Source organism: Kitasatospora sp. NPDC052896 (assembly GCF_044547075.1).
In the GTDB taxonomy this organism is placed as follows: domain Bacteria; phylum Actinomycetota; class Actinomycetes; order Streptomycetales; family Streptomycetaceae; genus Kitasatospora.
Genome location: NZ_JBITZU010000001.1, coordinates 127232 through 149016, shown reverse-complemented (window position 1 = coordinate 149016; position 21785 = coordinate 127232). Strand labels below are relative to the sequence as shown.

The 21785-nt window shown below is 74.9% G+C and carries 17 protein-coding genes; 10 read left to right on the top strand and 7 right to left on the bottom strand.

Features of this window, described 5'->3' with window-relative positions:
• Complete coding sequence (pcrA, locus tag ACIGXM_RS00630; RefSeq protein ID WP_396555364.1) at positions 1-2604, top strand: DNA helicase PcrA; 2604 nt, start codon at positions 1-3, stop codon at positions 2602-2604.
• Between the two features lie 108 nt (positions 2605-2712).
• Positions 2713-3120 carry a cobalamin B12-binding domain-containing protein gene (locus ACIGXM_RS00625; RefSeq protein ID WP_396555362.1) on the top strand — a complete coding sequence of 136 codons (408 nt, stop codon included), beginning with the start codon at positions 2713-2715 and terminating at the stop codon, positions 3118-3120.
• Positions 3121-3175: 55 nt separating this feature from the next.
• Here the strand turns inward: ACIGXM_RS00625 and ACIGXM_RS00620 are convergent, their stop codons facing one another.
• Together ACIGXM_RS00620 and ACIGXM_RS00615 are read right to left on the bottom strand one after the other, a co-directional pair.
• The gene (locus tag ACIGXM_RS00620) at positions 3176-4762 is read right to left on the bottom strand and encodes a DUF5691 domain-containing protein (protein WP_396555360.1); all 1587 of its coding nucleotides are present in this window, start codon (positions 4760-4762) and stop codon (positions 3176-3178) included.
• On the bottom strand, positions 4759-6096 hold the full coding sequence (locus tag ACIGXM_RS00615; protein ID WP_396555358.1) for an SWIM zinc finger family protein: 1338 nt from the start codon (positions 6094-6096) through the stop codon (positions 4759-4761). The genes ACIGXM_RS00620 and ACIGXM_RS00615 overlap by 4 nt, the downstream gene beginning before the upstream one ends.
• 317 nt (positions 6097-6413) lie before the next feature.
• On the opposite strand from ACIGXM_RS00615, the gene ACIGXM_RS00610 reads away from it, so the two are divergent.
• The 5 genes from ACIGXM_RS00610 (at position 6414) to sucD (ending at position 13446) form a co-directional block, all read left to right on the top strand.
• Positions 6414-7511, top strand: a complete 1098-nt coding sequence (locus tag ACIGXM_RS00610) for an AAA family ATPase (protein ID WP_396555356.1) — start codon at positions 6414-6416, stop codon at positions 7509-7511.
• Positions 7512-7549: 38 nt separating this feature from the next.
• On the top strand, positions 7550-9883 hold the full coding sequence (locus tag ACIGXM_RS00605) for a DUF5682 family protein (RefSeq protein WP_396555354.1): 2334 nt from the start codon (positions 7550-7552) through the stop codon (positions 9881-9883).
• Positions 9880-11079, top strand: coding sequence for a VWA domain-containing protein (locus tag ACIGXM_RS00600; RefSeq protein WP_396555352.1), 1200 nt, complete (start codon positions 9880-9882; stop codon positions 11077-11079). The genes ACIGXM_RS00605 and ACIGXM_RS00600 overlap by 4 nt, the downstream gene beginning before the upstream one ends.
• Before the next feature lie 292 nt (positions 11080-11371).
• Positions 11372-12547 (top strand): ADP-forming succinate--CoA ligase subunit beta, encoded by a 1176-nt coding sequence (gene sucC / locus ACIGXM_RS00595; protein ID WP_396555350.1) that lies wholly within the window; start codon positions 11372-11374, stop codon positions 12545-12547.
• Positions 12548-12564: 17 nt separating this feature from the next.
• Positions 12565-13446, top strand: coding sequence for a succinate--CoA ligase subunit alpha (gene sucD / locus ACIGXM_RS00590; protein WP_396555348.1), 882 nt, complete (start codon positions 12565-12567; stop codon positions 13444-13446).
• Between the two features lie 94 nt (positions 13447-13540).
• Here the strand turns inward: sucD and ACIGXM_RS00585 are convergent, their stop codons facing one another.
• Complete coding sequence (locus ACIGXM_RS00585) at positions 13541-15019, bottom strand: RNA polymerase sigma factor (protein ID WP_396555346.1); 1479 nt, start codon at positions 15017-15019, stop codon at positions 13541-13543.
• A gap of 169 nt (positions 15020-15188) precedes the next feature.
• On the opposite strand from ACIGXM_RS00585, the gene ACIGXM_RS00580 reads away from it, so the two are divergent.
• Positions 15189-16709, top strand: coding sequence for a DUF6350 family protein (locus ACIGXM_RS00580; protein ID WP_396555344.1), 1521 nt, complete (start codon positions 15189-15191; stop codon positions 16707-16709).
• A gap of 17 nt (positions 16710-16726) precedes the next feature.
• On the opposite strand, the gene ACIGXM_RS00575 is transcribed toward ACIGXM_RS00580, so the two are convergent.
• Positions 16727-17461: a hypothetical protein gene (locus tag ACIGXM_RS00575; protein ID WP_396555342.1), complete on the bottom strand. Its 735-nt coding sequence runs from the start codon at positions 17459-17461 to the stop codon at positions 16727-16729.
• Between the two features lie 447 nt (positions 17462-17908).
• On the opposite strand from ACIGXM_RS00575, the gene purN reads away from it, so the two are divergent.
• Both purN and purH read left to right on the top strand, forming a co-directional pair.
• Complete coding sequence (purN, locus tag ACIGXM_RS00570; RefSeq protein WP_396555340.1) at positions 17909-18568, top strand: phosphoribosylglycinamide formyltransferase; 660 nt, start codon at positions 17909-17911, stop codon at positions 18566-18568.
• Positions 18565-20142, top strand: a complete 1578-nt coding sequence (gene purH, locus ACIGXM_RS00565) for a bifunctional phosphoribosylaminoimidazolecarboxamide formyltransferase/IMP cyclohydrolase (RefSeq protein WP_396555339.1) — start codon at positions 18565-18567, stop codon at positions 20140-20142. Before purN ends, purH begins: the two co-directional genes overlap by 4 nt.
• A gap of 66 nt (positions 20143-20208) precedes the next feature.
• On the opposite strand, the gene ACIGXM_RS00560 is transcribed toward purH, so the two are convergent.
• The 3 genes from ACIGXM_RS00560 to ACIGXM_RS00550 all read right to left on the bottom strand — a co-directional run bounded on the left by ACIGXM_RS00560 (position 20209) and on the right by ACIGXM_RS00550 (position 21743).
• Complete coding sequence (locus ACIGXM_RS00560) at positions 20209-20433, bottom strand: hypothetical protein (protein WP_396555337.1); 225 nt, start codon at positions 20431-20433, stop codon at positions 20209-20211.
• 146 nt (positions 20434-20579) lie between these two features.
• Complete coding sequence (locus ACIGXM_RS00555; protein WP_396555335.1) at positions 20580-20999, bottom strand: RDD family protein; 420 nt, start codon at positions 20997-20999, stop codon at positions 20580-20582.
• 63 nt (positions 21000-21062) lie between these two features.
• Complete coding sequence (locus ACIGXM_RS00550; protein WP_396555333.1) at positions 21063-21743, bottom strand: RDD family protein; 681 nt, start codon at positions 21741-21743, stop codon at positions 21063-21065.
• Positions 21744-21785: the final 42 nt, after the last annotated feature.

The following is a 21785-nucleotide window of genomic DNA, read 5'->3' as shown; positions in this document are numbered from 1 at the left end:
ATGAGTAGCCTCTTTGACGACCTCCCGCTGCCCGGCTTCGAGCCCTTCGAGGCGAAGCCGTCCGACGCGACGCCCGCGGACCACGCCGAGGAGCCTCCGCCGGAGGACTACTACGGCCCGGAGGGCGGGTACGAGGAGGAGATCCCCCACGATCTCTTCCAGACCGACTACGCCGCGGCCGCCGAGCGGGACGCCTTCTACCGCAACGGCGCGCACCGGCCGGTGGTCGACCCCGCGCAGCTGCTGGAGGGGATGAACGACCCGCAGCGCGAGGCCGTGCTGCACGCGGGCTCGCCGCTGCTGATCGTGGCCGGCGCCGGCTCCGGCAAGACCCGGGTGCTGACCCACCGGATCGCCCACCTGCTGGGCGCCCGCGGGGTGCACCCCGGCGAGATCCTGGCGATCACCTTCACCAACAAGGCGGCCGGCGAGATGCGCGAGCGCGTCGAGCAGCTGGTCGGCCCGCGGGCCCGGGCGATGTGGGTCTCCACCTTCCACAGCGCCTGCGTGCGGATCCTGCGCCGGGAGAGCAAGAAGCTCGGCTTCACCTCCAGCTTCTCGATCTACGACTCGGCCGACTCGCAGCGGCTGATGGGGCTGGTCTGCCGGGACCTCGACCTGGACCCGAAGCAGTTCCCGCCGAAGTCGTTCACCGCCAAGGTCTCCAACCTCAAGAACGAGCTGGTCGACGAGGAGACCTACGCCGGCCAGGCCGCCAACCCGATGGAGCGCAAGCTCGCCGAGGCGTACACGCTCTACCAGCGGCGGCTGCGCGAGGCCAACGCGCTGGACTTCGACGACATCATCATGACCACCGTCCACCTGCTGCAGGCCTTCCCGGACGTGGCCGAGCACTACCGGCGGCGGTTCCGGCACATCCTGGTCGACGAGTACCAGGACACCAACCACGCGCAGTACACCCTGGTCCGCGAGCTGAGCGGCGGCGCGGCGGGCGCGGCGCCCAGGCGGACGGTGGACGGTGACCTCGTCAACCCGGCGGCGGCCGCGCTGGCCGAGGTGCCGGCCGCCGAGCTGTGCGTGGTGGGCGACGCCGACCAGTCGATCTACGCCTTCCGCGGCGCGACGATCCGCAACATCCTCCAGTTCGAGGAGGACTACCCGAGCGCGACCACCATCCTGCTGGAGCAGAACTACCGCTCCACGCAGACCATCCTGAGCGCCGCCAACGCGGTGATCGAGCGCAACGCCAACCGGCGCGAGAAGAAGCTCTGGACGGCCGGCGAGCACGGCGAGAAGGTGGTCGGCTACGTCGCCGACGACGAGCACGGCGAGGCGCAGTTCATCGCCGACGAGATCGACCGGCTGACCGACGCGGGCGCGGCCCGGCCCGGCGACGTGGCGATCTTCTACCGGACCAACGCGCAGTCCCGGGTCTTCGAGGAGGTGTTCATCCGGGTCGGCCTGCCGTACAAGGTGGTCGGCGGGGTGCGCTTCTACGAGCGGCGCGAGGTCCGGGACGTGCTGGCCTACCTGCGGGTGCTGGCCAACCCCGAGGACACCGTGCCGCTGCGCCGGATCCTCAACGTGCCCAAGCGCGGGATCGGCGACCGCGCGGAGGCGATGATCGAGGCGCTGGCGGCCCGCGAGCGGATCTCCTTCGCCCAGGCGCTGCTGCGGGTCGACGAGGCGTACGGGATGGCCGCGCGCTCGGCCAACGCGGTGCGGAAGTTCAACGAGCTGCTGGCCGGGCTGCGCCAGGTGGTCGAGTCGGGCGCCGGCCCGGCGGCGGTGCTGGAGGCCGTGCTGGAGGAGACCGGCTACCTGGCCGAGCTGCAGGCCTCGACCGACCCGCAGGACGAGACCCGGGTGGAGAACCTCCAGGAGCTGGCCTCGGTCGCGCTGGAGTACGAACAGGACCCGGGCGAGCGCCCGGACGCGGACGAGGAGGGCGCGCCGCCGGTCGGCTCGCTGGCCGACTTCCTGGAGCGGGTCGCGCTGGTCGCCGACTCGGACCAGATCCCGGACGACGAGGAGGGGCAGGGCGTCATCACGATGATGACCCTGCACACCGCCAAGGGCCTGGAGTTCCCGGTGGTCTTCCTGACCGGCATGGAGGACGGCATCTTCCCGCACATGCGGGCGCTCGGCCAGGTCAAGGAGCTGGAGGAGGAGCGCCGGCTGGCCTACGTCGGGCTCACCCGGGCCCGGCAGCGGCTCTACCTGACCCGGTCGGTGCTGCGCAGCGCCTGGGGGCAGCCGGCCTACAACCCGGCCTCGCGGTTCCTGGAGGAGATCCCGGACCAGCTGGTCGACTGGAAGCGCACCGGCGCGGCGGCGGTGCCCGCCTCGCGCGGCCTCGGCACGGGGGGTTCGCGCGGCTCCTCGTGGAGCTCGGGCGGGTCGGGCGGACGCGGCTCCGGCACGGCTTCGCCGCAGGCGGGCTGGGGCAAGTCGGCGCGGAAGGCGACCGAGCGCGAGGTGGTCGCGCTGGCGGTCGGTGACCGGGTCAGCCACGACACCTTCGGGCTCGGCACGGTGGCCGAGGTCGCCGGGACCGGCGACCGGGCCAAGGCCACCGTCGACTTCGGCTCGTCGGGCCGCAAGGTGCTGCTGCTGCGCTACGCGCCGGTGGAGAAGCTGTAGGCGTGCTGTGATTTTCCCCTCCTCTCGACTCGCGGATCCGTGGCCGGGCGCCGCTGGCGCTAACCTCCCCTCAGGTCCGTGTTATTGCTGGTTAACGTGGAGGCAGTGATGGGTGTGTCAGGCCCGATCCGGGTGGTGGTCGCCAAGCCGGGGCTCGACGGCCACGACCGGGGCGCGAAGGTGATCGCGCGTGCCCTGCGCGACGCCGGCATGGAGGTGATCTACACCGGCCTGCACCAGACGCCCGAGCAGGTGGTCGACACCGCGATCCAGGAGGACGCGGACGGCATCGGCCTGTCGATCCTCTCGGGCGCGCACATGACGCTCTGCGCCCGGGTGATGGAGCTGCTGAAGGAGCGCGACGCGGCGGACATCAAGGTGTTCTGCGGCGGGATCATCCCGGACGAGGACATCACCGAGCTGAAGGCGATGGGGGTGGCCGACATCTTCACCCCGGGCACCCCGACCCGTGACGTGGTGGCCTGGGTCCAGGCCAACCTGCGGGCCGCCGGCTGAGCCCGGGGCCGGGCGGTCGGGCCGCCCGGCCCGCCGGCTCGGGGCTCGTCCCGGCTCAGGGCCCGTCGCCGGGGCTCAGCTCGGCGAGCATCGCCGCTCGGAACCGCAGCGTCCCGGCCAGCCGCCCGAAGGTCTCCGCCCAGGCGCTGTCCGGCACGGCGTCCGCTGCCAGCGCCTCCACCGCGGGAGCGGCGGCCGGCGAGAGCGAGCGCTCGGTCATGCCCAGCACGCCGCTGTGGCTCCACGGGTACGAGCCGGCGGCGGCGGCCCGTTCCAGCGCCGCGACCACCGCGGTGCTGAGCGGCGGCGTCCACGGGGTGGCGCAGGCGCCGAGCAGCTGGAAGGCGTCGCCCAGCCCGTGGCTGCGCAGGAACGCGGCCGTCCAGGCGGCCCGTTCGGCCGGCGGCAGTACGGCGAGCAGCCTGGCCGGCGCGCCGGCCGACCGGACCGCGCCGGACCGCCGGGGCGCCGGGCCGAGCAGGGCCCGCGCCCAGTCGGCGTCCCGCTGCCGGACCGCGGCCCGGGCCCATGCCTCGCGCAGATCGTCCCGCCACTCGGCGGACTCCGGTTCCGCGGTCGCCCCGGCCACCGGCAGGGCGATCAACTCGGCCGGGGTCAGGTCGAGTTCGGCGGTCCAGGTGCGCAGTGGGGTGGCGGCCACGATCTCGCCGAACCACCAGGCGCGCTGACCGCGGCCGGTCGGTGACCTGGGCGCGATGCCGTCCCGTCGCATCGCCGGGTCGCACTCGGTGGGCGGGCTGACCAGCAGCCGGCCCTCGCTCAACCGGACCGCGGCGCGGGCGCGTTCGGCCATCCGGCTGCCGAGGGCCGAGCCCGGCAGAGTGGTGAGCAGCTCGGCCGCGGTGGCCCGGACGTTCTTGCTGCGGTCACCCAACGCGGCCTCCAGGAAGGGCTCGTCGGACTCGCCGAGGTTCTCCTGCAGGGCGTCCAGGAAGAGCAGCCGGTCCTCCGCCCGTTCGGTGGGCCAGCTGCCGGCCAGCAGGGCCAGCGCGGCGGCCGGATCGCGCCGGCGCAGCCGGGTGAGGTGGGTGACCCGCTCGGCGAACAGGCCCTCCTCCCAAGCCCGTTCGTCCCCCGGGCGGCCGGGCTCGGCGGCTTCCGGGACGGTGCGCAGCACGTACGACCAGTCGGGGTTGCGCTCGGCCAGCCAGCGGCCCAGCGGACCGGCCAACGCCACGGCGTCGCCGCGCAGTTCGCCGCGGGCCCGGGCGGTGTCGAGCAGTGCCGGGACCAGCGCGGCGGGCGGGCGGTGACCCGACTCCCGCGCCCGGCTGAGCCACTGCGGCAGCAGCTCGGTGAGGTTGGCGAGCGTGCCGGCGTGCCCGGGGGCCCGGCCGGCCAGCAGCACGGCCAGTCGGCGGGCGGCCGGTTCGGGCAGCGGCGGGCGGTCGTCCGGCGCGGCGGCCGGGCCGGCCGGCGGCGCCTCGGCCGGCAGCAGCCCGGCCCGGCGCCGCACGGTGGCCAGTGCGGCCAGCTCCAGCAGGGCCGTCGCCGGGTCGTCGCGGCGGACCGCGCCGGCCGCCACGGCCAGCGGGCCGTCGCCGCCCGGCGCGGGCAGCGGTCGGCGGTCGGTGCCGAGCAGCGCGGTGGCCCGCAGCTCCGCCCAGAAGTCGTCGGTCACCGGCTCACTCCCGTCGCTCGTCCCTGCTCGTCCCAGACCGTCACCGGGGCGAAGCCGTGGTGCCCGCACTCGCCGAAGACCGTCACCGGACGGCCGCCGGACGCCGCCGCCAGCCGCCACAGCGCGCCCGGCGGCGCGCCCGCGGGCACCGGCAGCGCGTGTCGGCCGTCGCTCAGCCACCAACCGTCGCCCGGTCCGGCCGGCGGGACCGGGACCACGCCGGTCAGCACGGCCGGCCAGGAGTCCAGCCACGGGTCCTCGGCGACCGCCTCGCCGTAGCCGGCCAGTGCCTCGGCGGGGCTGAGCCCGGGTGGCACGGCCGCCTCCGGTGGTGGTGCCGCGGGAGCGCCGTGGCGGGTGCCGAGGACGGCCCGCAGCGGGCGCGCGGCCGGCGGGTAGGCCACCTCGGCCTCCAGCGACTGGCCGGTGGGGATGGCCAGTTCGGGCGCCTGGCCGGGCCGGCCGAAGGCCAGCAGCAGCGCCGTCCGGCCGGTCCTGGTGCCCCGCAGCCAGAGCCGGCGGGTGGTCAGCCGCTCGTCGGTGCTGTCCTGGCTGCCCAGGACCAGCCAGCGGTCGCGCACGGTCGGGCCGGCCAGCAGCTCGGTGGTGTCGGCGGTGAAGCCGACCCGGCTGCGGACGGTCGCCGCCAGCGCTTCGGGCAACTCGCCGACCCGTTCGTAGCCGGTGGCCAGCAGGTGCAGCAGGGCGTAGCCGGCCAACGCGGAGTCCTCCGGCAGCTCGTCCAACTCCCGGGCCCGGGCGGCGAGTCCGGGGGCCTGGGCGTCGATCATCCGGGCGGCCACCTGCTCCCAGGAGCCGCTCGCGGCGCTCGGGTCGGCCAGGCCGCGGCGCACCCGGTCGGCCAGGCGCAGTCGCAACTCCTGGGCGCCGCCAGCGACCCGGGCCGCCCGCCGATCGGCCCGCCGCCGGGCGGCGGCCGGATCGGCGCCCACCGCCTCCGCCCGGGCCGCCCGCCGCTCGACGGCCCGCTCGACCCGCTGCTGCCGCGTGGCCAGCCACTCGGCCGCCCAGTCCGCCGGCTCGGCGCCGCCCGGCACCGCCTCGGATCCGGCACTCCACAGCAGCAGCAGGCCCAGCGCGTGCTTGCAGGGGAACTTCCGGCTGGGGCAACTGCACTGGTACGCGGGCGTGGCCAGCTCGACGACCGTCCGGTACGGCGTGCTCCCGCTCCCCTTGCACGACCCCCACAGCGCCCCCTGGCCGTTCCCCGCCCCGGACCACGGCGCCGGCGACGACAGCTTCCCCGCCGCCTTCCGCGAAGCGGCGTCGGGCGCGAGGGACAGGACGTGTTCGGTGCTCCAGCGTTCCTCCATGACTCGAACGCTAGAGCGGGGGACTGACAGGGCCTCAGTGCTCAGGGGTGCCTGGGCGGGTAGACCTTGAATTCGAGCAGGCGTACCAGGTCGTGTGCGGTCTCCGGCACCGTGGCGGTCATCTCTGCACCTCCTCCTCACCGCAGGGTAGCGACCGCGCGGCGCTCGGCGACGGTGCGTTGTCAGTGGCGGGGGACAGAGTGGTTCCCGCAGGCGGGGGCCGGGTCACCGATCGTCCCCCGCCCCCTCTTCGCGATGCTCCCCGATCACCTCACCGCCCCCGTGTACCCGCCCGGCGGCCGACCTGAAGGAGCCCCTTGACCACCACGTCGACCCCCGAGGTCCTCCGCGCGCACGCCGAGGACGCGTTCGCCGCCGAGCTGGCCGCGCTCGCCGCGCAGGACGACCGGCCGCGCCCCGAGCGGTGGCGGCTCTCGCCGTGGGCCGTCGCCACCTACCTGCTCGGCGGCGAGCTGCCGGACGGCACGGTGATCACGCCCAAGTACGTCGGCCCGCGCCGGATCGTCGAGGTCGCCGTCACCACGCTGGCCACCGACCGGGCGCTGCTGCTGCTCGGGGTGCCGGGGACGGCCAAGACCTGGGTCTCCGAGCACCTGGCCGCCGCGATCAGCGGGGACTCCACGCTGCTGGTCCAGGGCACCGCCGGGACACCCGAGGAGGCCGTCCGGTACGGCTGGAACTACGCGCAGCTGCTGGCCAACGGTCCGAGCCGGGAGGCGCTGGTGCCGTCCCCGGTGATGCGGGCGATGGCGGACGGCAAGATCGCCCGGGTCGAGGAGCTGACCCGGATCCCGGCCGACGTGCAGGACAGTCTGATCACCATCCTGTCCGAGAAGACCCTGCCGGTCCCCGAGTTGGGCGGCGAGACGCAGGCCGTCCGCGGCTTCAACCTGATCGCCACCGCCAACGACCGTGACCGTGGGGTCAACGAGCTGTCCAGCGCACTGCGCCGGCGCTTCAACACGGTCGTGCTGCCCCTGCCCGCGACGCTCGAGGAGGAGGTCGAGATCGTCACCCGCCGGGTCGGCCAGCTCGGCCGCTCGCTCGACCTGCCCGAACTGCCCGGCGGTGCCGAGGAGATCCGCCGGGTGGTGACCGTCTTCCGCGAGCTGCGGGACGGGATCACCGCCGACGGCCGGACCAAGGTCAAGACGCCGACCGGCACGCTCTCCACCGCCGAGGCGATATCCGTGGTCACCAATGGTCTGGCGCTGGCCGCGCACTTCGGCGACGGCGTGCTGCGGGCGGCGGACGTGGCGACCGGCGTGCTGGGGGCGGTGGTCCGCGACCCGGTGGCCGACCAGCTGGTCTGGCGGGAGTACGTGGAGGGCGTGGTCCGCGAGCGGGACGGTTGGAAGGACTTCTACCGGGCCGCTCGCGAACTCTCCCGCTGAGCGCCCGAGTCGAGGGGAACCGGAAGGAGGAGGGGGACGTGGACGCCGAAGTGACGCTGCTGGGGATCCGGCACCACGGTCCGGGCTCGGCCCGGGCGGTGGCCGCCGCGCTCGGGCAGCTGGAACCGGACGTCGTGCTCGTCGAGGGGCCGGCCGAGGCCGATCCGATCATCGCACTGGCGGCGGAACGGGATATGGTGCCGCCGGTCGCGCTGCTGGCCCACGCGGTGGACGATCCGGCCCGCGCCGGGTTCTGGCCGTTCGCCGCCTTCTCACCGGAGTGGGTGGCGATCCGTCACGGACTGGACCGGCAGCTCCCGGTCCACTTCATCGACCTCCCGGCGGGGTACGGCTTCGCGCTCGCGGCTGCCGGGGAGTCCGCCGAAGCGGAGGCCGGGCCGACCGAACGGGTCGACCCGATCGCGGCGCTCGCCGCGGCGGCCGGGCACGACGACCCCGAGGCCTGGTGGGAGGACGTCGTCGAACACCGGACCCCCGGTGCGGACGCGCTGGCGCCGTTCGCGGCGCTGGCGGAGGCGATGGCGGCGCTGCGCGAGCGGCCGGGGGCGGAGGGGATCCCCGGCCCGCGGCGCGGCGCCGCCCGTCGCGACGAGCTGCGCGAGGCGTACATGCGCCAGCGGATCCGGGCCGCCGGGCGGGCCGGCCACCGGCGGATCGCGGTGGTCTGCGGCGCCTGGCACGTCCCCGCGCTGCGCGCCGGGACCACGGTGGCCGCCGACCGCGCGCTCCTGGCCGAGCTGCCCAAGAAGGTGCGCACCGAGATCACCTGGGTGCCCTGGACGCACCGCCGGCTCTCCCAGCACACCGGCTACGGCGCCGGCATCGAGTCGCCCGGCTGGTACCGGCACCTGTTCCGGCACGGCCCGGAGGGCCTGGCCCGCTGGCTGACCGGCATCGCCGAACTGCTGCGGGCCGAGGACCACCCGGTCTCCTCCGCGCACGTCATCGAGGCGGTCCGGCTGGCCGAGACGCTGGCCGCGATGCGCGGCCGCCCGGTGCCCGGGCTGGCCGAGACGCTGGACGCGGTGCGGTCCGTGATGTGCGACGGCTCCGAGGTCGCGCTCGCGCTGGTCCGCGAGCGGCTGGTGGTCGGCGAGGCGCTCGGAGAGGTGCCGTCCGGCACCCCGACCGTGCCGTTGCAGCGCGACCTGACCCGCCAGCAGCGCACCCTGCGGCTCAGGCCGGACCCGGGCGACCGTGAACTCGCCCTGGACCTGCGCAAGGAGCTGGACGCGGCCCGCTCGCTGCTGCTGCACCGGCTGCGGCTGCTCGGCATCGGCTGGGGCACCGAGACCCGGTCCGCCGTCAACTCCGCCGGCACCTTCCGGGAGAGCTGGCGGCTGCGCTGGGAGCCGGAGTTCGCCGTCCGGGTGGTGGAGGCCGCGCAGTGGGGGACGACGGTGGCCGAGGCCGCCGCCGCCAAGGTCGCGGCCCGGGCGGCCGACGCCGTCGAACTCGCCGAGCTCACCACGCTCGCCGAGCAGTGCCTGGTGGCCCAGCTGCCCGCCGCGCTGCCCGCGGTGATGCGCGAGCTGGCCGACCGGGCCGCACTGGACACCGACGTCGCACAGCTCGCCGAGGCGCTGCCGGCCCTGGTCCGGGCGCTGCGCTACGGGGACGTCCGGGGCACCGACAGCGGTGCGCTGGACGGCGTGGCGCGCGGGCTGGCCGAGCGGATCTGCGTCGGCCTGCCGCCCGCCTGCACCGGGCTGGACGCGGACGGCGCGGCGGCGATGCGCGCCCACCTGGACGCGGTGCACGCGGCGGTCGCGCTGCTGGCGCGGGGGGCGGCCGGCGGGGCGGACGGTCTGGCCGACCGCTGGGCCGCCGCGCTCGGCTCGCTGGCCCGCCGGGAGCCCGCGGCCGGCCCGGCCACCGGGGTCCCCGGTCTGCTGCGCGGCCGGGCGGTCCGACTGCTGCTGGACGAGGCCCGGCTGGACACGGCCGAGGCCGGCCGCCGGCTGCGGCTGGTGCTCTCGACGGCCAACAGCCCGGCCGACGCCGCCGGTTGGATCGAGGGTTTCCTGGCCGGCGGCGGGGCGCTGCTGCTGCACGACCCGCAACTGCTCGGGCTGCTCGACGAGTGGCTCACCGGGGTCTCCGGTGACACCTTCGTCGACGTGCTGCCGCTGCTGCGGCGCACCTTCTCGGCCCTGGAGGCCGGCGTCCGGCGGACGATCGGCGCACGGGTGGCGGCCGGCCCGCCGGGTGGGGACGGCACCCTGCCGGCCGGCGGCCCGGCGGCGGCCGAGCCGCTCGACACCCGACGGGCGGACGCCGCGCTGCCCACCCTGGCCCTGCTGCTCGGCCTGCCCACCGCGAACGACCCCGTGCAGAGGAGCACCCGATGACCAGCACCCCGCTCGATCCCGCCGCCGAGCGCCTGCGCCGCTGGCGGCTGGTGCTCGGCGGCGAGGCGGACGGCACCGGCTGCCGGCTGACCGGCCGCGACACCGGCCTGGACCAGGCGCTGGCCGCCCTCTACCGCGGCACGCCCGAGGCCGGCTGCCGCCCCGACCGGGCCGCCGCCCGCAGCGCCGGGCTCGGCGGCTCGGCCCCGCAGGTGGCCCGCTGGCTGGGCGACATCCGCGAGTACTTCCCGACCTCGGTGGTCCAGCTGATGCAGCAGGACGCCATCTCCCGGCTCGGCCTGGACCGGCTGCTGCTGGAGCCGGAGATGCTGGCCGCCGTCGAACCGGACGTCCACCTGGTCGGGACCCTGCTCTCGCTCAAGCACGCGCTGCCCGAGACCACCCGGGAGAGCGCCCGGCTGGTGGTCGGCAAGGTGGTCGCCGACCTGGAGCGCCGGCTGGCCGACCGCACCCGGGCCACCCTCGGTGGCGCGCTGGACCGCAGTGCCCGGGTCAACCGCCCCCGGCACCGGGACATCGACTGGGACCGGACGATCCGGGCCAACCTGAGGAACTACCTGCCGGACGCCGGCCCGGACGGCCGTGGCACGGTCGTCCCCGAGCGGCTGGTCGGCTACGCACGGGCCCGGCGCGCGGTGAAGAAGGACGTCATCCTCTGCGTCGACCAGTCCGGCTCGATGGCGGCCTCGGTGGTCCACTCGGCGGTCTTCGGCGCGGTGCTCGCCTCGATGCGCAGCCTGGACACCCGGCTGGTGGTCTTCGACACCTCGGTGGTCGACCTGACCGAGCAGCTCAGCGACCCGGTGGACGTGCTGTTCGCCACCCAGCTCGGTGGCGGCACCGACATCAATCGGGCGCTGGCCTACTGCCAGTCGAGAATCACCCGTCCGGCTGAGACCGTGGTGGTGCTGATCAGCGACCTCTACGAGGGCGGCATCCGGCAGGAGATGCTCCGCCGGGTGGCCGCGATGAAGGCGGCCGGCGTCCAGTTCATCGCCCTGCTCGCGCTCTCCGACGAGGGTGCCCCCGCCTACGACCACGCGCACGCGGCGGCCCTGGCCGCGCTGGGCGCGCCCGCCTTCGCCTGCACCCCGGACGCCTTCCCCGAGATCATGGCCGCCGCGATCGAGAAGCGCCCGCTGCCGGTACCGGACGGGAACCGGGCGAGCGGGTGAACGGGCGGACGGACGGATGACCCCCGGCCGGCGCGTGGCCCGGTGGAACGCACCCGTTGTGACGGTTCTCACCCAAGCGGGGCCCATCCCGGGCGAATCGCGCCGGTCCTGCGGGGATAACCTGCCAGACGGACGTGACGCGCGTGTTGATTGACGTGTGCGCCCGTGGCGGTTCGGGCCGCAAGAACAAAATTCTGCGTACCCGTACCGCCCCGACGACCCGCAGCGAAGATCCTGCCGTGGCACGCTCGTTACAGAGACAATCCGCGACCACGAACAAGGACGAACACACGTGGACCTGTTCGAGTACCAGGCGAGGGACCTCTTCGCCAAGCACGGGGTACCCGTGCTTGACGGTGATGTCATCGACACCCCGGAAGCCGCTCGCGCCATCGCCGAGCGCTTCGGCGGCCGCGCCGTCGTCAAGGCTCAGGTGAAGGTCGGTGGGCGTGGCAAGGCCGGTGGCGTCAAGCTCGCCGCCGACCCGGCCGACGCCGTCGCCAAGGCCGAGGCGATCCTCGGTATGGACATCAAGGGCCACACCGTTCACAAGGTGATGCTGGCCCAGACCGCGGACATCAAGGACGAGTACTACGTCTCGTTCCTGCTGGACCGCACCAACCGCACCTTCCTGGCCATGGCCAGCGTCGAGGGCGGCGTGGAGATCGAGGTCGTCGCCGAGGAGTCCCCGGAGAAGCTGGCCAAGGTCCCGGTCGACGCCAACGAGGGCTGCACCCCGGAGAAGGCCGCCGAGATCGTCGCCGCGGCCGACTTCCCGGCCGAGATCGCCGACCAGGTCGCCGAGGTCCTCCAGAAGCTCTGGACGGTCTTCATCAAGGAGGACGCCCTCCTGGTCGAGGTCAACCCGCTGATCAAGTCCGGCGACGGCAAGATCATCGCGCTCGACGGCAAGGTCTCGCTGGACGAGAACGCCGAGTTCCGCCAGCCGGAGCACGAGGCGCTGGAGGACAAGGCCGCGGCCAACCCGCTGGAGGCGGCGGCCAAGGCCAAGGGCCTCAACTACGTCAAGCTCGACGGTGAGGTCGGCATCATCGGCAACGGCGCGGGTCTCGTCATGAGCACCCTGGACGTCGTCGCCTACGCCGGTGAGCAGCACGGCAACGTCAAGCCCGCCAACTTCCTGGACATCGGCGGCGGCGCCTCGGCCGAGGTGATGGCGAACGGCCTGGAGATCATCCTGGGCGACCCCGACGTCAAGTCGGTCTTCGTCAACGTCTTCGGCGGCATCACCGCGTGCGACGCGGTCGCCAACGGCATCGTGCAGGCCCTCGCCCTCCTGGAGAGCAAGGGCGAGGCGGTCACCAAGCCGCTGGTCGTCCGTCTGGACGGCAACAACGCCGAGCTGGGTCGCAAGATCCTGACCGACGCCAACCACCCGCTGGTGGAGCAGGTGGACACCATGGACGGTGCCGCTGACCGCGCCGCCGAGCTGGCCAACGCGAAGTAGGGAAGGGGACTAACACCATGGCTATCTTCCTTACCAAGGACAGCAAGGTCATCGTCCAGGGCATGACCGGCTCCGAGGGCATGAAGCACACCCGCCGCATGCTCGCCTCGGGCACCCAGATCGTCGGCGGCGTGAACCCGCGCAAGGCCGGCACCACGGTTGACGTCGACGGCACCGAGGTGCCCGTCTTCGGCTCCGTCGCCGAGGCCATGAAGGAGACCGGCGCCGACGTCACGGTCATCTTCGTGCCGCCGAAGTTCACCAAGGACGCCGTCGTCGAGGCGATCGACGCCGAGATCGGCCTGGCCGTCGTCATCACCGAGGGCGTGCCGGTCCACGACTCGGCCGCCTTCTGGGCGTACGCGGGCAGCAAGGGCAACAAGACCCGGATCATCGGCCCGAACTGCCCCGGCCTGATCTCCCCCGGACAGTCGAACGCCGGCATCATCCCGGCCGACATCACCACCGCCGGCAAGATCGGCCTGGTGTCCAAGTCCGGCACCCTGACCTACCAGCTCATGTACGAGCTGCGCGACATCGGCTTCTCCTCGGCCGTGGGCATCGGTGGCGACCCGGTCATCGGCACCACCCACATCGACGCCCTCAAGGCGTTCCAGGAGGACCCGCAGACCGAGATCATCGTGATGATCGGTGAGATCGGCGGCGACGCCGAGGAGCGGGCCGCGGCCTACATCGCCGAGCACGTGACCAAGCCGGTCGTCGGTTACGTCGCGGGCTTCACCGCCCCCGAGGGCAAGACCATGGGCCACGCCGGCGCCATCGTCTCCGGCTCCTCGGGCACCGCGGCCGCCAAGAAGGAGGCCCTGGAGGCCGCGGGCGTGAAGGTCGGCAAGACCCCGTCCGAGACCGCGCGGCTGGCCCGCGAGCTGATCGGCTGAAGCAGCCGGTAGCAGCACGTAGTGAGCCCCGGACCGCTGTGGTGGTCCGGGGCTCACGGCTTTCCGGGGTGGGCCGCCTTCCGGGGCGGGCCGGTCAGGGCCGTTGCGCGGGGGCCGGGGCCGCCGGCGCGGCGGGTGGGGGCGGGGGGTGCGGTGCGGGCGCGGGTGCGGGCTGCGGCGCGGCCTGCGGGGGATGCGGACCGGGTGCGGGTGCGGGTGCGGGGCGCGGGGGCGCCGGGGCGGGGTGGAGGACGTGGGGCGGCGGGACCGGGGCGCCGAACAGGCCGGCCGGTGGCCGGGGGAGCGGGCGGTGGGCGAAGGGGGCGGGGCGGAGGGCGAGCGCGTCCGCGGAACCGCCGGTGCTGTCCGTGGCCAGGACGGGCCCCTGCGCGGTGGCCGTGGGGGACGGGTCGGTCAGTACCACCGGGCGTTCGTCCAGCGGCCAGCACCACTCGGTCCGCAGTCCCGGCTTGCCGACCGGCGTCCCCGGCCCCGGCGGCGCCGCGGGGCCGGCGCTGCCCGACTCCGGGCCGCTGCACAGCGGCAGCGGCTCCGGCGCGGGCACCGCGAAGAGCGAGGACGGCCCGTGCCCGTCCACCGTGGTCCAGCCGGCCAGCACGGCGGCCAGCACCAGCAGCCCGGCGGCCCCCGGTACCGCGACCGCGCGCATCCGGGCGCGGGTCCGCAGCGTCCCGGTCCCCGACGAGCACGGCGGCAGCACGCAGCCGCGGATCGCCGCCCGGTAGAGCAGGCCGCCCAGCCGTTCGCCGAAGCCCGGGGCGTCCGGATCGGCACCGACCACCTCCGGCACCGCCGCGGCCAGCGCCGCCCGGGCGGCCCGTACCCGGTGTTCGGCGCCCGCCGCGCTGGACTGCACCTCGGTCGCGATCGCCGGCACCGAGTGGCCCAGCACGTCGTGCAGCAGCAGCGCCCGGCGGCGCGGGCGGGACAGCCGCGACACCGCCTCGAGCAGTGCCCGGTCCTGCTCCGTCGGCTGCTCCCGGCACCGGTCGGGGGCGGCGGCCAGCAGGGGGGTGGCCGCGCCGGGCAGCCCCGGGAGCCGCCAGCCCCGCTCGGGGCCGAGTGCGTGCCAGGGCGAGAGCGCGTGGTCGAAGGCCCGGACCCGGACCCAGGACTCCGGGTCGGGCGTCGCGGCGACCTTGGCCCAGCTGTTCCAGGCGGAGCCGAAGGCCCGCCAGACCGCGCGTTCGGCCCGGTGGGGGGAGGCGGTGAGCAGGTAGGTCTGCTGGACCAGGTCGGTGTAGGCGCGCGAGTGCAGCGCGTCGAAGCCCAGCAGGGTGGGCGGGACGGGCGTCGCGGCGGACGGCGTGGCGCAGGGGGCGGGGGCGTCGGCGGCGGCCGCCGGGAGGTCGTCACCGGCGGCCAGCCGGGTGAGCAGCTGGACCTCCTTGGCGGAGGGGCCGGGCGTGGTGTCCTCCGGCGTGCTGTCCGTGCTGTCCGTGCTGTCCGTGCTGTCCGTGCTGTCCGTGCTGTCCGTGCTGTCCGTGCTGTCCGTGCTGTCAGGGGTGTCAGGGGTGTCAGGGGTGTCCGTGCTGTCCGGCTGGTGGGTCATCGGCCACCTCCGCCGAGTGCACCGGTACGGACGGCCCGGGCGCGGCGTGCGCCGGCCCGGTCGTGGCAGCAGCTGACTGAGATGCGGCACATAAGCACATAATCTGGGACACGGCGAACGCTCGCGCCTGCAGAGGGCAGGACGGGTGACGTTGGCACCATGAGGGACCATGACGCACCACCTGATGGGCCGTCCGATCCCACGCGGGCTCAACTCGTCGTCCGGCCCGATCGTCGTCGGCATCACCGCCGCGCTGTTCGGACTCGCCGCGACCGCCCTCCCCGTGCTCGTGCTGTGGGTCGTCTCGTCCGGCCCGGAGGACTCCGCCGCCGACGCGGGCGACGCCGCCCGGCTGGTCGGCGGCCTCTGGCTGCTCGCCCACGGCGGCCCGCTGACCCGGGGCGCCGCGGCCGTCCCGTGCTCGCTCACCCCGCTGCTGCCCACCCTGCTCACCGTGCTGCTGCTGCGCCGGGCCGGCGCCCGGGCCGCCCGGTCGGCGGGCGCGCGCCGCGGGAGCGTGCCGGGCGCACTGTGCGCGGGATACCTGGCGATCGCGCTCCCGGTCACGCTGGCCTGCTCCTCGGCCGTCGTGGGCACGGGCGGGCTGCGGGCCCGTCCGTTGCCGGACGTGCTGGCGGTCGCCGCGCTGGCCTACCTCTCGGCCGCGGCCGGTGCCCGGGTGCTGCCCGGCGCGGCCCGCTGGCGGGAGCAGTGGGGGCGCTGGACCGGCTGGGCGGACCGGCTGCCCGACTGGGCCCGGCCGGCCGGTGCGCTGGGACCGCTCTGGCGGGCGGCGGCGGTCGGGGTGCTCACGCTGGCCGCCGGGGGAGCGCTGCTCTTCGCGCTCGCCCTGCTGGTGCGCGCCGACCGCACCGGGCCGTCGGTCCACTCGCTGGCGGGGGGCAGCATCGCCGGGTTCGCCGGGCTGCTGCTGAGTTGCCTGCTGCTGGTGCCCAACGCGGTGGTCTGGTCCGCCTCCTACGCGCTCGGGCCGGGTTTCCTGCTGGGCGCCGGGACGGCGGTCGGCCCCGGCCGGCTGGTGCTCGGCGCGCTGCCGAACTTCCCGCTGCTCGGGCTGGTGCCCTGGACGGCGTCGGGCTGGCAGCGGTTGGCCTTCGTGGTTCCGGTGCTGGCGGGCGCGGTGGCGGCCGGGCTGCTCGGGCGCGCGGCGGCGGCCGGCGGGCGGCGCGCGCAGGACGGGCCGCCCGAGCCCTGGCGGGTCCCGACGACGGCGCTGGTCGCGCTCGGCAGCGCGCTGGCCGCCGGGGCGGTGGTGACGCTGGCCGGATGGTTGGCCGGCGGCGCGCTCGGTGCGGGCCGGATGGCCGTGCTGGGGCCGCCGTGGTGGGTGGGGCCGGTGGCCGCCGGGTGGTTCGCGGTGCTGCTGGTCCCGGGCGCCGCGGTGGTGCGCTGGTGGCGGCTCCGGGCGCCGGCCGTCGACGGTGACCGGGACGACGGGGTCCGCGACGACGGTGACCGGGACGACGGGGTCCGCGACGACGGTGACCGGGACGACGGTGGCCGGGACGACGGTGGCCGCAACGAGGTCGACGGGGGCTCGGACGGACCCGACGAGGAACCCTTGCCCGTGCCGCGCCGGGGCCTGGCGGACCGGGCGGCCCGCTGGCGGCGGACCGGCCGGGCCGGCTGGGTGGCGCTCCTCGGCCGGCTCCCGCGGCGCCGCGGCTGACCCGCCCGGTCAGCCGGTCAGTTCGTCGGGTCGGTGTAGCTGACCAGCCACTGCGGTGCCAGCGTGGAGCAGCTCTGCTGGGCCTGCTGGGTCAGCGCGTCGTTCACGCACTCGAAGTACGGCCGGTAGGCGAGCTGCAGCGCGAACGAGCCGAGCACCAGCGCGACCGCCACCCCGCCGGTGAGCAGCCCGCCGAGCGCGGCCGGCACCTGCGGCCGGCTGCGCTGCCCGTACGGCCAGGCGTTCGGCGCGGCCGGCGCGGTCGGACCGGGCGGCACGGACGGTGCCGCGAACGGGTTCGGGCGCGCGGCCTTGGCCGTCGCCGGCTCGTCCTTGCCGGCGGCGAGCAGCGAGCTGATCCCCCAGTACATGGCGAGGGCGCCGAACAGCAGGGCGAGCGGCAGCAGTGCGGACAGCCCGGAGAAGAGCGCCGCCATCCCGCTGAGCAGCGCGTAGCGGGAGCGGCGCTGCACCGGGTCGGTGGGGTCGAAGCGCGGCTGCTGCGGCGCCTGCGGCCGCTCGGGCCGGCCGCCGCCCTGCCAGTTCGGGCTCCACGGGTGCGGCGGGGGCACCGGCGGCCGGCCCGCGGGACCGCGCCCCGGCTGGTCGTCGTCGCCCTCCGGTCCGCCCTGGGCCCCGCCCGCCCCCGACGCCTGGCCCTGCGGGAGGCGGGGCCGCCACGGCTGGTCCGGGGCATCTGCCGGCGGCGGCGCGAAGGGGTTGCGCTCGTCGCTGTTCTGGCCGCTGCTCATGCGTCGGGGTCCTCAATCGTTGTCGGGCGTCGGCGGTGCCGGGGGGCGGGGATCGCCGGCGGGCCGGCCTGGATCCGGTACCCCGTGTGCGGGCACCGCGACCCAATGATCCCGCAGGCCGATGAACGGGTGCGGGCGGCCTGCCGTTCGGGTGCGGAACCGGCGGCCCCCACGGTCGCCGGAGGGGCGCCGGAGGGGCGTCCGCACCGGGCGGACGGCCGGTTCGCGGGCCGGGGCGAGATCCCGCTCTCATCTACGCGCGTCAAGGGGATTCCCAGGTACAGCGCCCGTTCAACCAGCCGTTATCGTGGTGACGGTCGGCGGCTCTCCCGGGTTCCCGGACCTGCGGTAGCGCGGGACACGCCGACGTTTCGCCTGTCCGTAGTGGCCCCACCGCCGGTGGACGTACCAGCGGTCAGGCACACCGACGTACGGAGAATCGCGCCAGTGGCCGCCGTTTCCTCGCTCGCCTTTCCACCCCCCGTCGGCCGTCCCGCGCGGCTGGTCGTCCTGGTGTCCGGCTCGGGCACCAATCTGCAGGCGCTGATCGACGCCGTCGCCGACCCGGCGTACGGCGCCGAGATCGTCGCCGTGGGTGCCGACCGCGACGGCGTCGCGGGGCTGGACCGCGCCGAGCGGGCCGGCCTGCCGACCTTCGTCCACCGGATCAAGGACTTTCCGGGCCGGGCCGACTGGGACGCCGCGCTGACCGCCTCGGTGCGGGCGTACCAGCCCGACCTGGTGGTGACCGCGGGATTCATGAAGATCCTCGGGAGCGGCTTCCTGGGCGCCTACGGCGGGCGGATCGTCAACACCCACCCCGCCCTGCTGCCGTCCTTCCCCGGCGCCCACGGCGTCACCGACGCGCTGGCGTACGGGGTGAAGGTCACCGGCTGCACCGTGCACCTGGTCGACTCCGGGGTGGACACCGGGCCGATCATCGCGCAGGGGGTCGTCGAGGTCACCGACGCCGACCACGCCGATGGCGGCGAAGCGCTGCACGAGCGCATCAAGATTGTCGAGCGCACCCTGCTCGTCGAGGTCGTGGGCCGTCTCGCCCGCGAAGGCCACCGCATCGAAGACCGAAAGGTATGGATCCCGGCATGAGTGCCAGCAGTGTCCCTCCCGTCTCCGAGGACGTTCGCCCGATCCGTCGCGCCCTGGTCAGCGTGTACGACAAGACCGGCCTGGAGGAGCTGGCCCAGGGCCTGCACGCCGCCGGGGTCGAGCTGGTCTCCACCGGTTCCACCGCCGCCCGGATCGCCGCCGCCGGCGTCCCGGTCACCGAGGTCTCCGAGCTGACCGGCTTCCCGGAGTGCCTGGACGGGCGCGTGAAGACGCTGCACCCCCGCGTGCACGCCGGCGTGCTCGCCGACCTGCGGCTGGAGTCGCACCGCGCGCAGCTGGCCGAGCTGGACATCCAGCCCTTCGACCTGGTGGTGGTGAACCTCTACCCGTTCGCCGCCACCGTCGCCTCGGGCGCCACCCCGGACGAGTGCGTCGAGCAGATCGACATCGGCGGGCCCTCGATGGTCCGCGCGGCGGCCAAGAACCACCCCTCGGTCGCCGTGGTGGTGGACCCGGCCCGCTACGGGGACGTGCTGGCCGCGGTCCAGGCCGGCGGCTTCGACCTGCTCACCCGCAAGCGGCTGGCCGGTGCGGCCTTCGCGCACACCGCCGCGTACGACGTCGCGGTGGCGTCCTGGTTCGAGACCTCGGGTTACACGGAGTCGGAGGAGGCGTTCCCGCGCTTCCTCGGCGCCACCTGGGAGCGCGGGAGCGTGCTGCGCTACGGCGAGAACCCGCACCAGTCGGCGGCGCTGTACACCGACGGGACGGGCGGCCTGGCGGCGGCCGAGCAGTTGCACGGCAAGGAGATGTCGTACAACAACTACGTCGACACCGACGCCGCCCGGCGGGCCGCCTACGACCACGACGAGCCGGCCGTGGCGATCATCAAGCACGCCAACCCGTGCGGCATCGCGACCGGCGCGGACGTCGCCGAGGCGCACCGCAAGGCGCACGAGTGCGACCCGGTCTCGGCGTACGGCGGCGTGATCGCCGTCAACCGCCCGGTGACGGTCGCGCTGGCCGAGCAGATCGCGCCGATCTTCACCGAGGTGGTGGTCGCCCCGGCGTACGAGGAGGGCGCGGTGGAGGTGCTGGCGCGGAGGAAGAACCTCCGGGTGCTGCGCGCCCCCGAGGCGCCCCGCGAGCGGCGCGAGACGCGCCGGATCAGCGGCGGCGTGCTGGTGCAGGACGTCGACCGGATCGACGCCGCGGGCGACGACCCGGCGACCTGGACGCTGGCGACCGGCGACGCGCTCTCCGAGGGCGAGCTGGCCGACCTGGCCTTCGCCTGGCGGGCCTGCCGGGCCGTCAAGTCCAACGCGATCCTGCTGGCCAAGGACGGCGCCTCGGTGGGTGTCGGGATGGGCCAGGTCAACCGGGTGGACTCGGCCAAGCTCGCGGTCGAGCGGGCCGGCGAGCGCGCGGTGGGGTCGTTCGCGGCGTCGGACGCCTTCTTCCCGTTCGCCGACGGGCTGCAGATCCTGGTCGACGGCGGTGTGAAGGCCGTGGTCCAGCCCGGTGGTTCGGTCCGTGACGAGGAGGTCGTCGCGGCGGCCGCGGCGGCCGGGGTCACCATGTACTTCACCGGGACCCGTCACTTCGCCCACTGACGAAGTGACGAGCTGACAGCAGAGGGGCGGGTGCCGGATCGGCACCCGCCCCTCGCGTCGCTCGGCTCAGAAGAAGTCGCGCCGCTCGATGATCTCCTCGCGCTCGATGACCTCGTCACCGCCGAAGAGACCGAACAGGCCGCCGCGCTCCTCGACCCGCTCGCGCTCGACGATCTCCTCGCGCCCGAAGCGGTCGCGACGGACGATCTCCTCACGCTCGATGATCTCCTCGCCACCGAAGAAACCGTCGCGCTCGATGCGCTCTTCCCGCTCGTAGAACCGCTCTCGCACGGTTGCTCCCCTGCTCGTTCGTGTCGTGCGGTGCACGACGGGCCTGCTGATGCCCCACCAGGCGTGAACGATAACGCACCGGGGTGAGCGTCGGATAAACGCCGATCGCGGTGTCAACCTCCGCCCACGAACGGTCGGTTGACCGCTCAGCGGGCCCGGATGACGACCGATCGGATCATCTTGTCGGCGAAGGTCTGCCGGCGCTGGTCCCAGAGCGGCCAGAGGAAGCCGAGGAAGCAGCAGAGCGCGTCCAGCGTGTGCAGCAGCCGCCGGCCGAGGGCCGGGCCGAAGCCGAGCAGGCCGCCGTCCGCCTCCCGCAGCACCCGGGTGCCGACGATCCGCTTCCCCGGGGACTGGCCGGTGCTGCCCTCCAGGTTCGCGATGATCGCCAGCGCGGCGAAGTTGACGATCTCGGCCAGCCCCGACGAGCCGGTGGCCAGCACGACCACCACCCCGACGGCCGCCATGATCAGCCAGTCGATCGCGAAGGCTGCCACGCGCAGCCCCCAGTGCGCCAGCACCGGCGGGTTCGGGTAGGCGGTGGTCGGGTCGTACGGGGTGCTCATGGCCTCTCCTGGACAGGGTGGGCGGCCCGGCCCCGGACGGGGGAGGGCCGGACCGTCGGCGGACTACTGGGTGCGGACCACCAGGCTGCTGACGATCTTGTCGGCGAAGGTCTGGCCCTTGTCGTCCCACAGCGGCCAGAGGAAGCCGACGTAGCAGGGGATCGCGTCGACGACGTGCGCCAGCCGGCGGACGAACGCCATGCCGAAGCCGAGCGGCTGCCCGTCGGCCTCCCGGACCACCCGGATGTTGAGCGCCTTCTTGCCGATGGTCTGGCCGGTGCCGCCCTCGCGGACCAGCTGCCAGATGCCCAGGATCATCGTCAGCAGCGCGCCGATCCCGATGAACGCGATGCCGGCGCCGCTGATCCCGCTGGAGGGCGGCGGGCAGTTCTGGATCCCGTAGGAGTCGACCGGGCAGTTGGTGGTCGACTTCACCACGTTGCTGACCAGCATCCCGATGCCGACCGAGTAGCCGATGATCGCCGGCAGGCCGATCACCAGGCTGTCGATGAAGGTGGCGCCGAGCCGGGCGCCCCAGCTGGCGAGGACCGGCGGTGCGACCGGGTAGCCGGGCTGGCCGTACGGGTTCTGCGGCGGCATGCCGTACCCGGGCTGCTGCGGGTAGCCGTACCCGGCCTGCTGTCCGTACCCCGGCTGGCCGTACGGGTTCTGCTGCGGCGGGACGCCGTACGGGGCCTGCTGCGGCTGGCCGTAGGGGTTGTTGGGATCGGGCGGGTAGGACACGGATTCCTCCGGAAACGGGACTGCAGGAGTGCTCTGAACAGG

Coding starts and splice junctions, on each gene's coding strand:
- pcrA (WP_396555364.1), top strand. CDS start 1: ATGAGTAGCCTCTTTGACGACCTCCCGCTGCCCGGCTTCGAGCCCTTC.
- ACIGXM_RS00625 (WP_396555362.1), top strand. CDS start 2,713: ATGGGTGTGTCAGGCCCGATCCGGGTGGTGGTCGCCAAGCCGGGGCTC.
- ACIGXM_RS00615 (WP_396555358.1), bottom strand. CDS start 6,096: ATGGAGGAACGCTGGAGCACCGAACACGTCCTGTCCCTCGCGCCCGAC.
- ACIGXM_RS00600 (WP_396555352.1), top strand. CDS start 9,880: ATGACCAGCACCCCGCTCGATCCCGCCGCCGAGCGCCTGCGCCGCTGG.
- sucD (WP_396555348.1), top strand. CDS start 12,565: ATGGCTATCTTCCTTACCAAGGACAGCAAGGTCATCGTCCAGGGCATG.
- ACIGXM_RS00585 (WP_396555346.1), bottom strand. CDS start 15,019: ATGACCCACCAGCCGGACAGCACGGACACCCCTGACACCCCTGACACC.
- ACIGXM_RS00580 (WP_396555344.1), top strand. CDS start 15,189: ATGACGCACCACCTGATGGGCCGTCCGATCCCACGCGGGCTCAACTCG.
- ACIGXM_RS00575 (WP_396555342.1), bottom strand. CDS start 17,461: ATGAGCAGCGGCCAGAACAGCGACGAGCGCAACCCCTTCGCGCCGCCG.
- purH (WP_396555339.1), top strand. CDS start 18,565: ATGAGTGCCAGCAGTGTCCCTCCCGTCTCCGAGGACGTTCGCCCGATC.
- ACIGXM_RS00555 (WP_396555335.1), bottom strand. CDS start 20,999: ATGAGCACCCCGTACGACCCGACCACCGCCTACCCGAACCCGCCGGTG.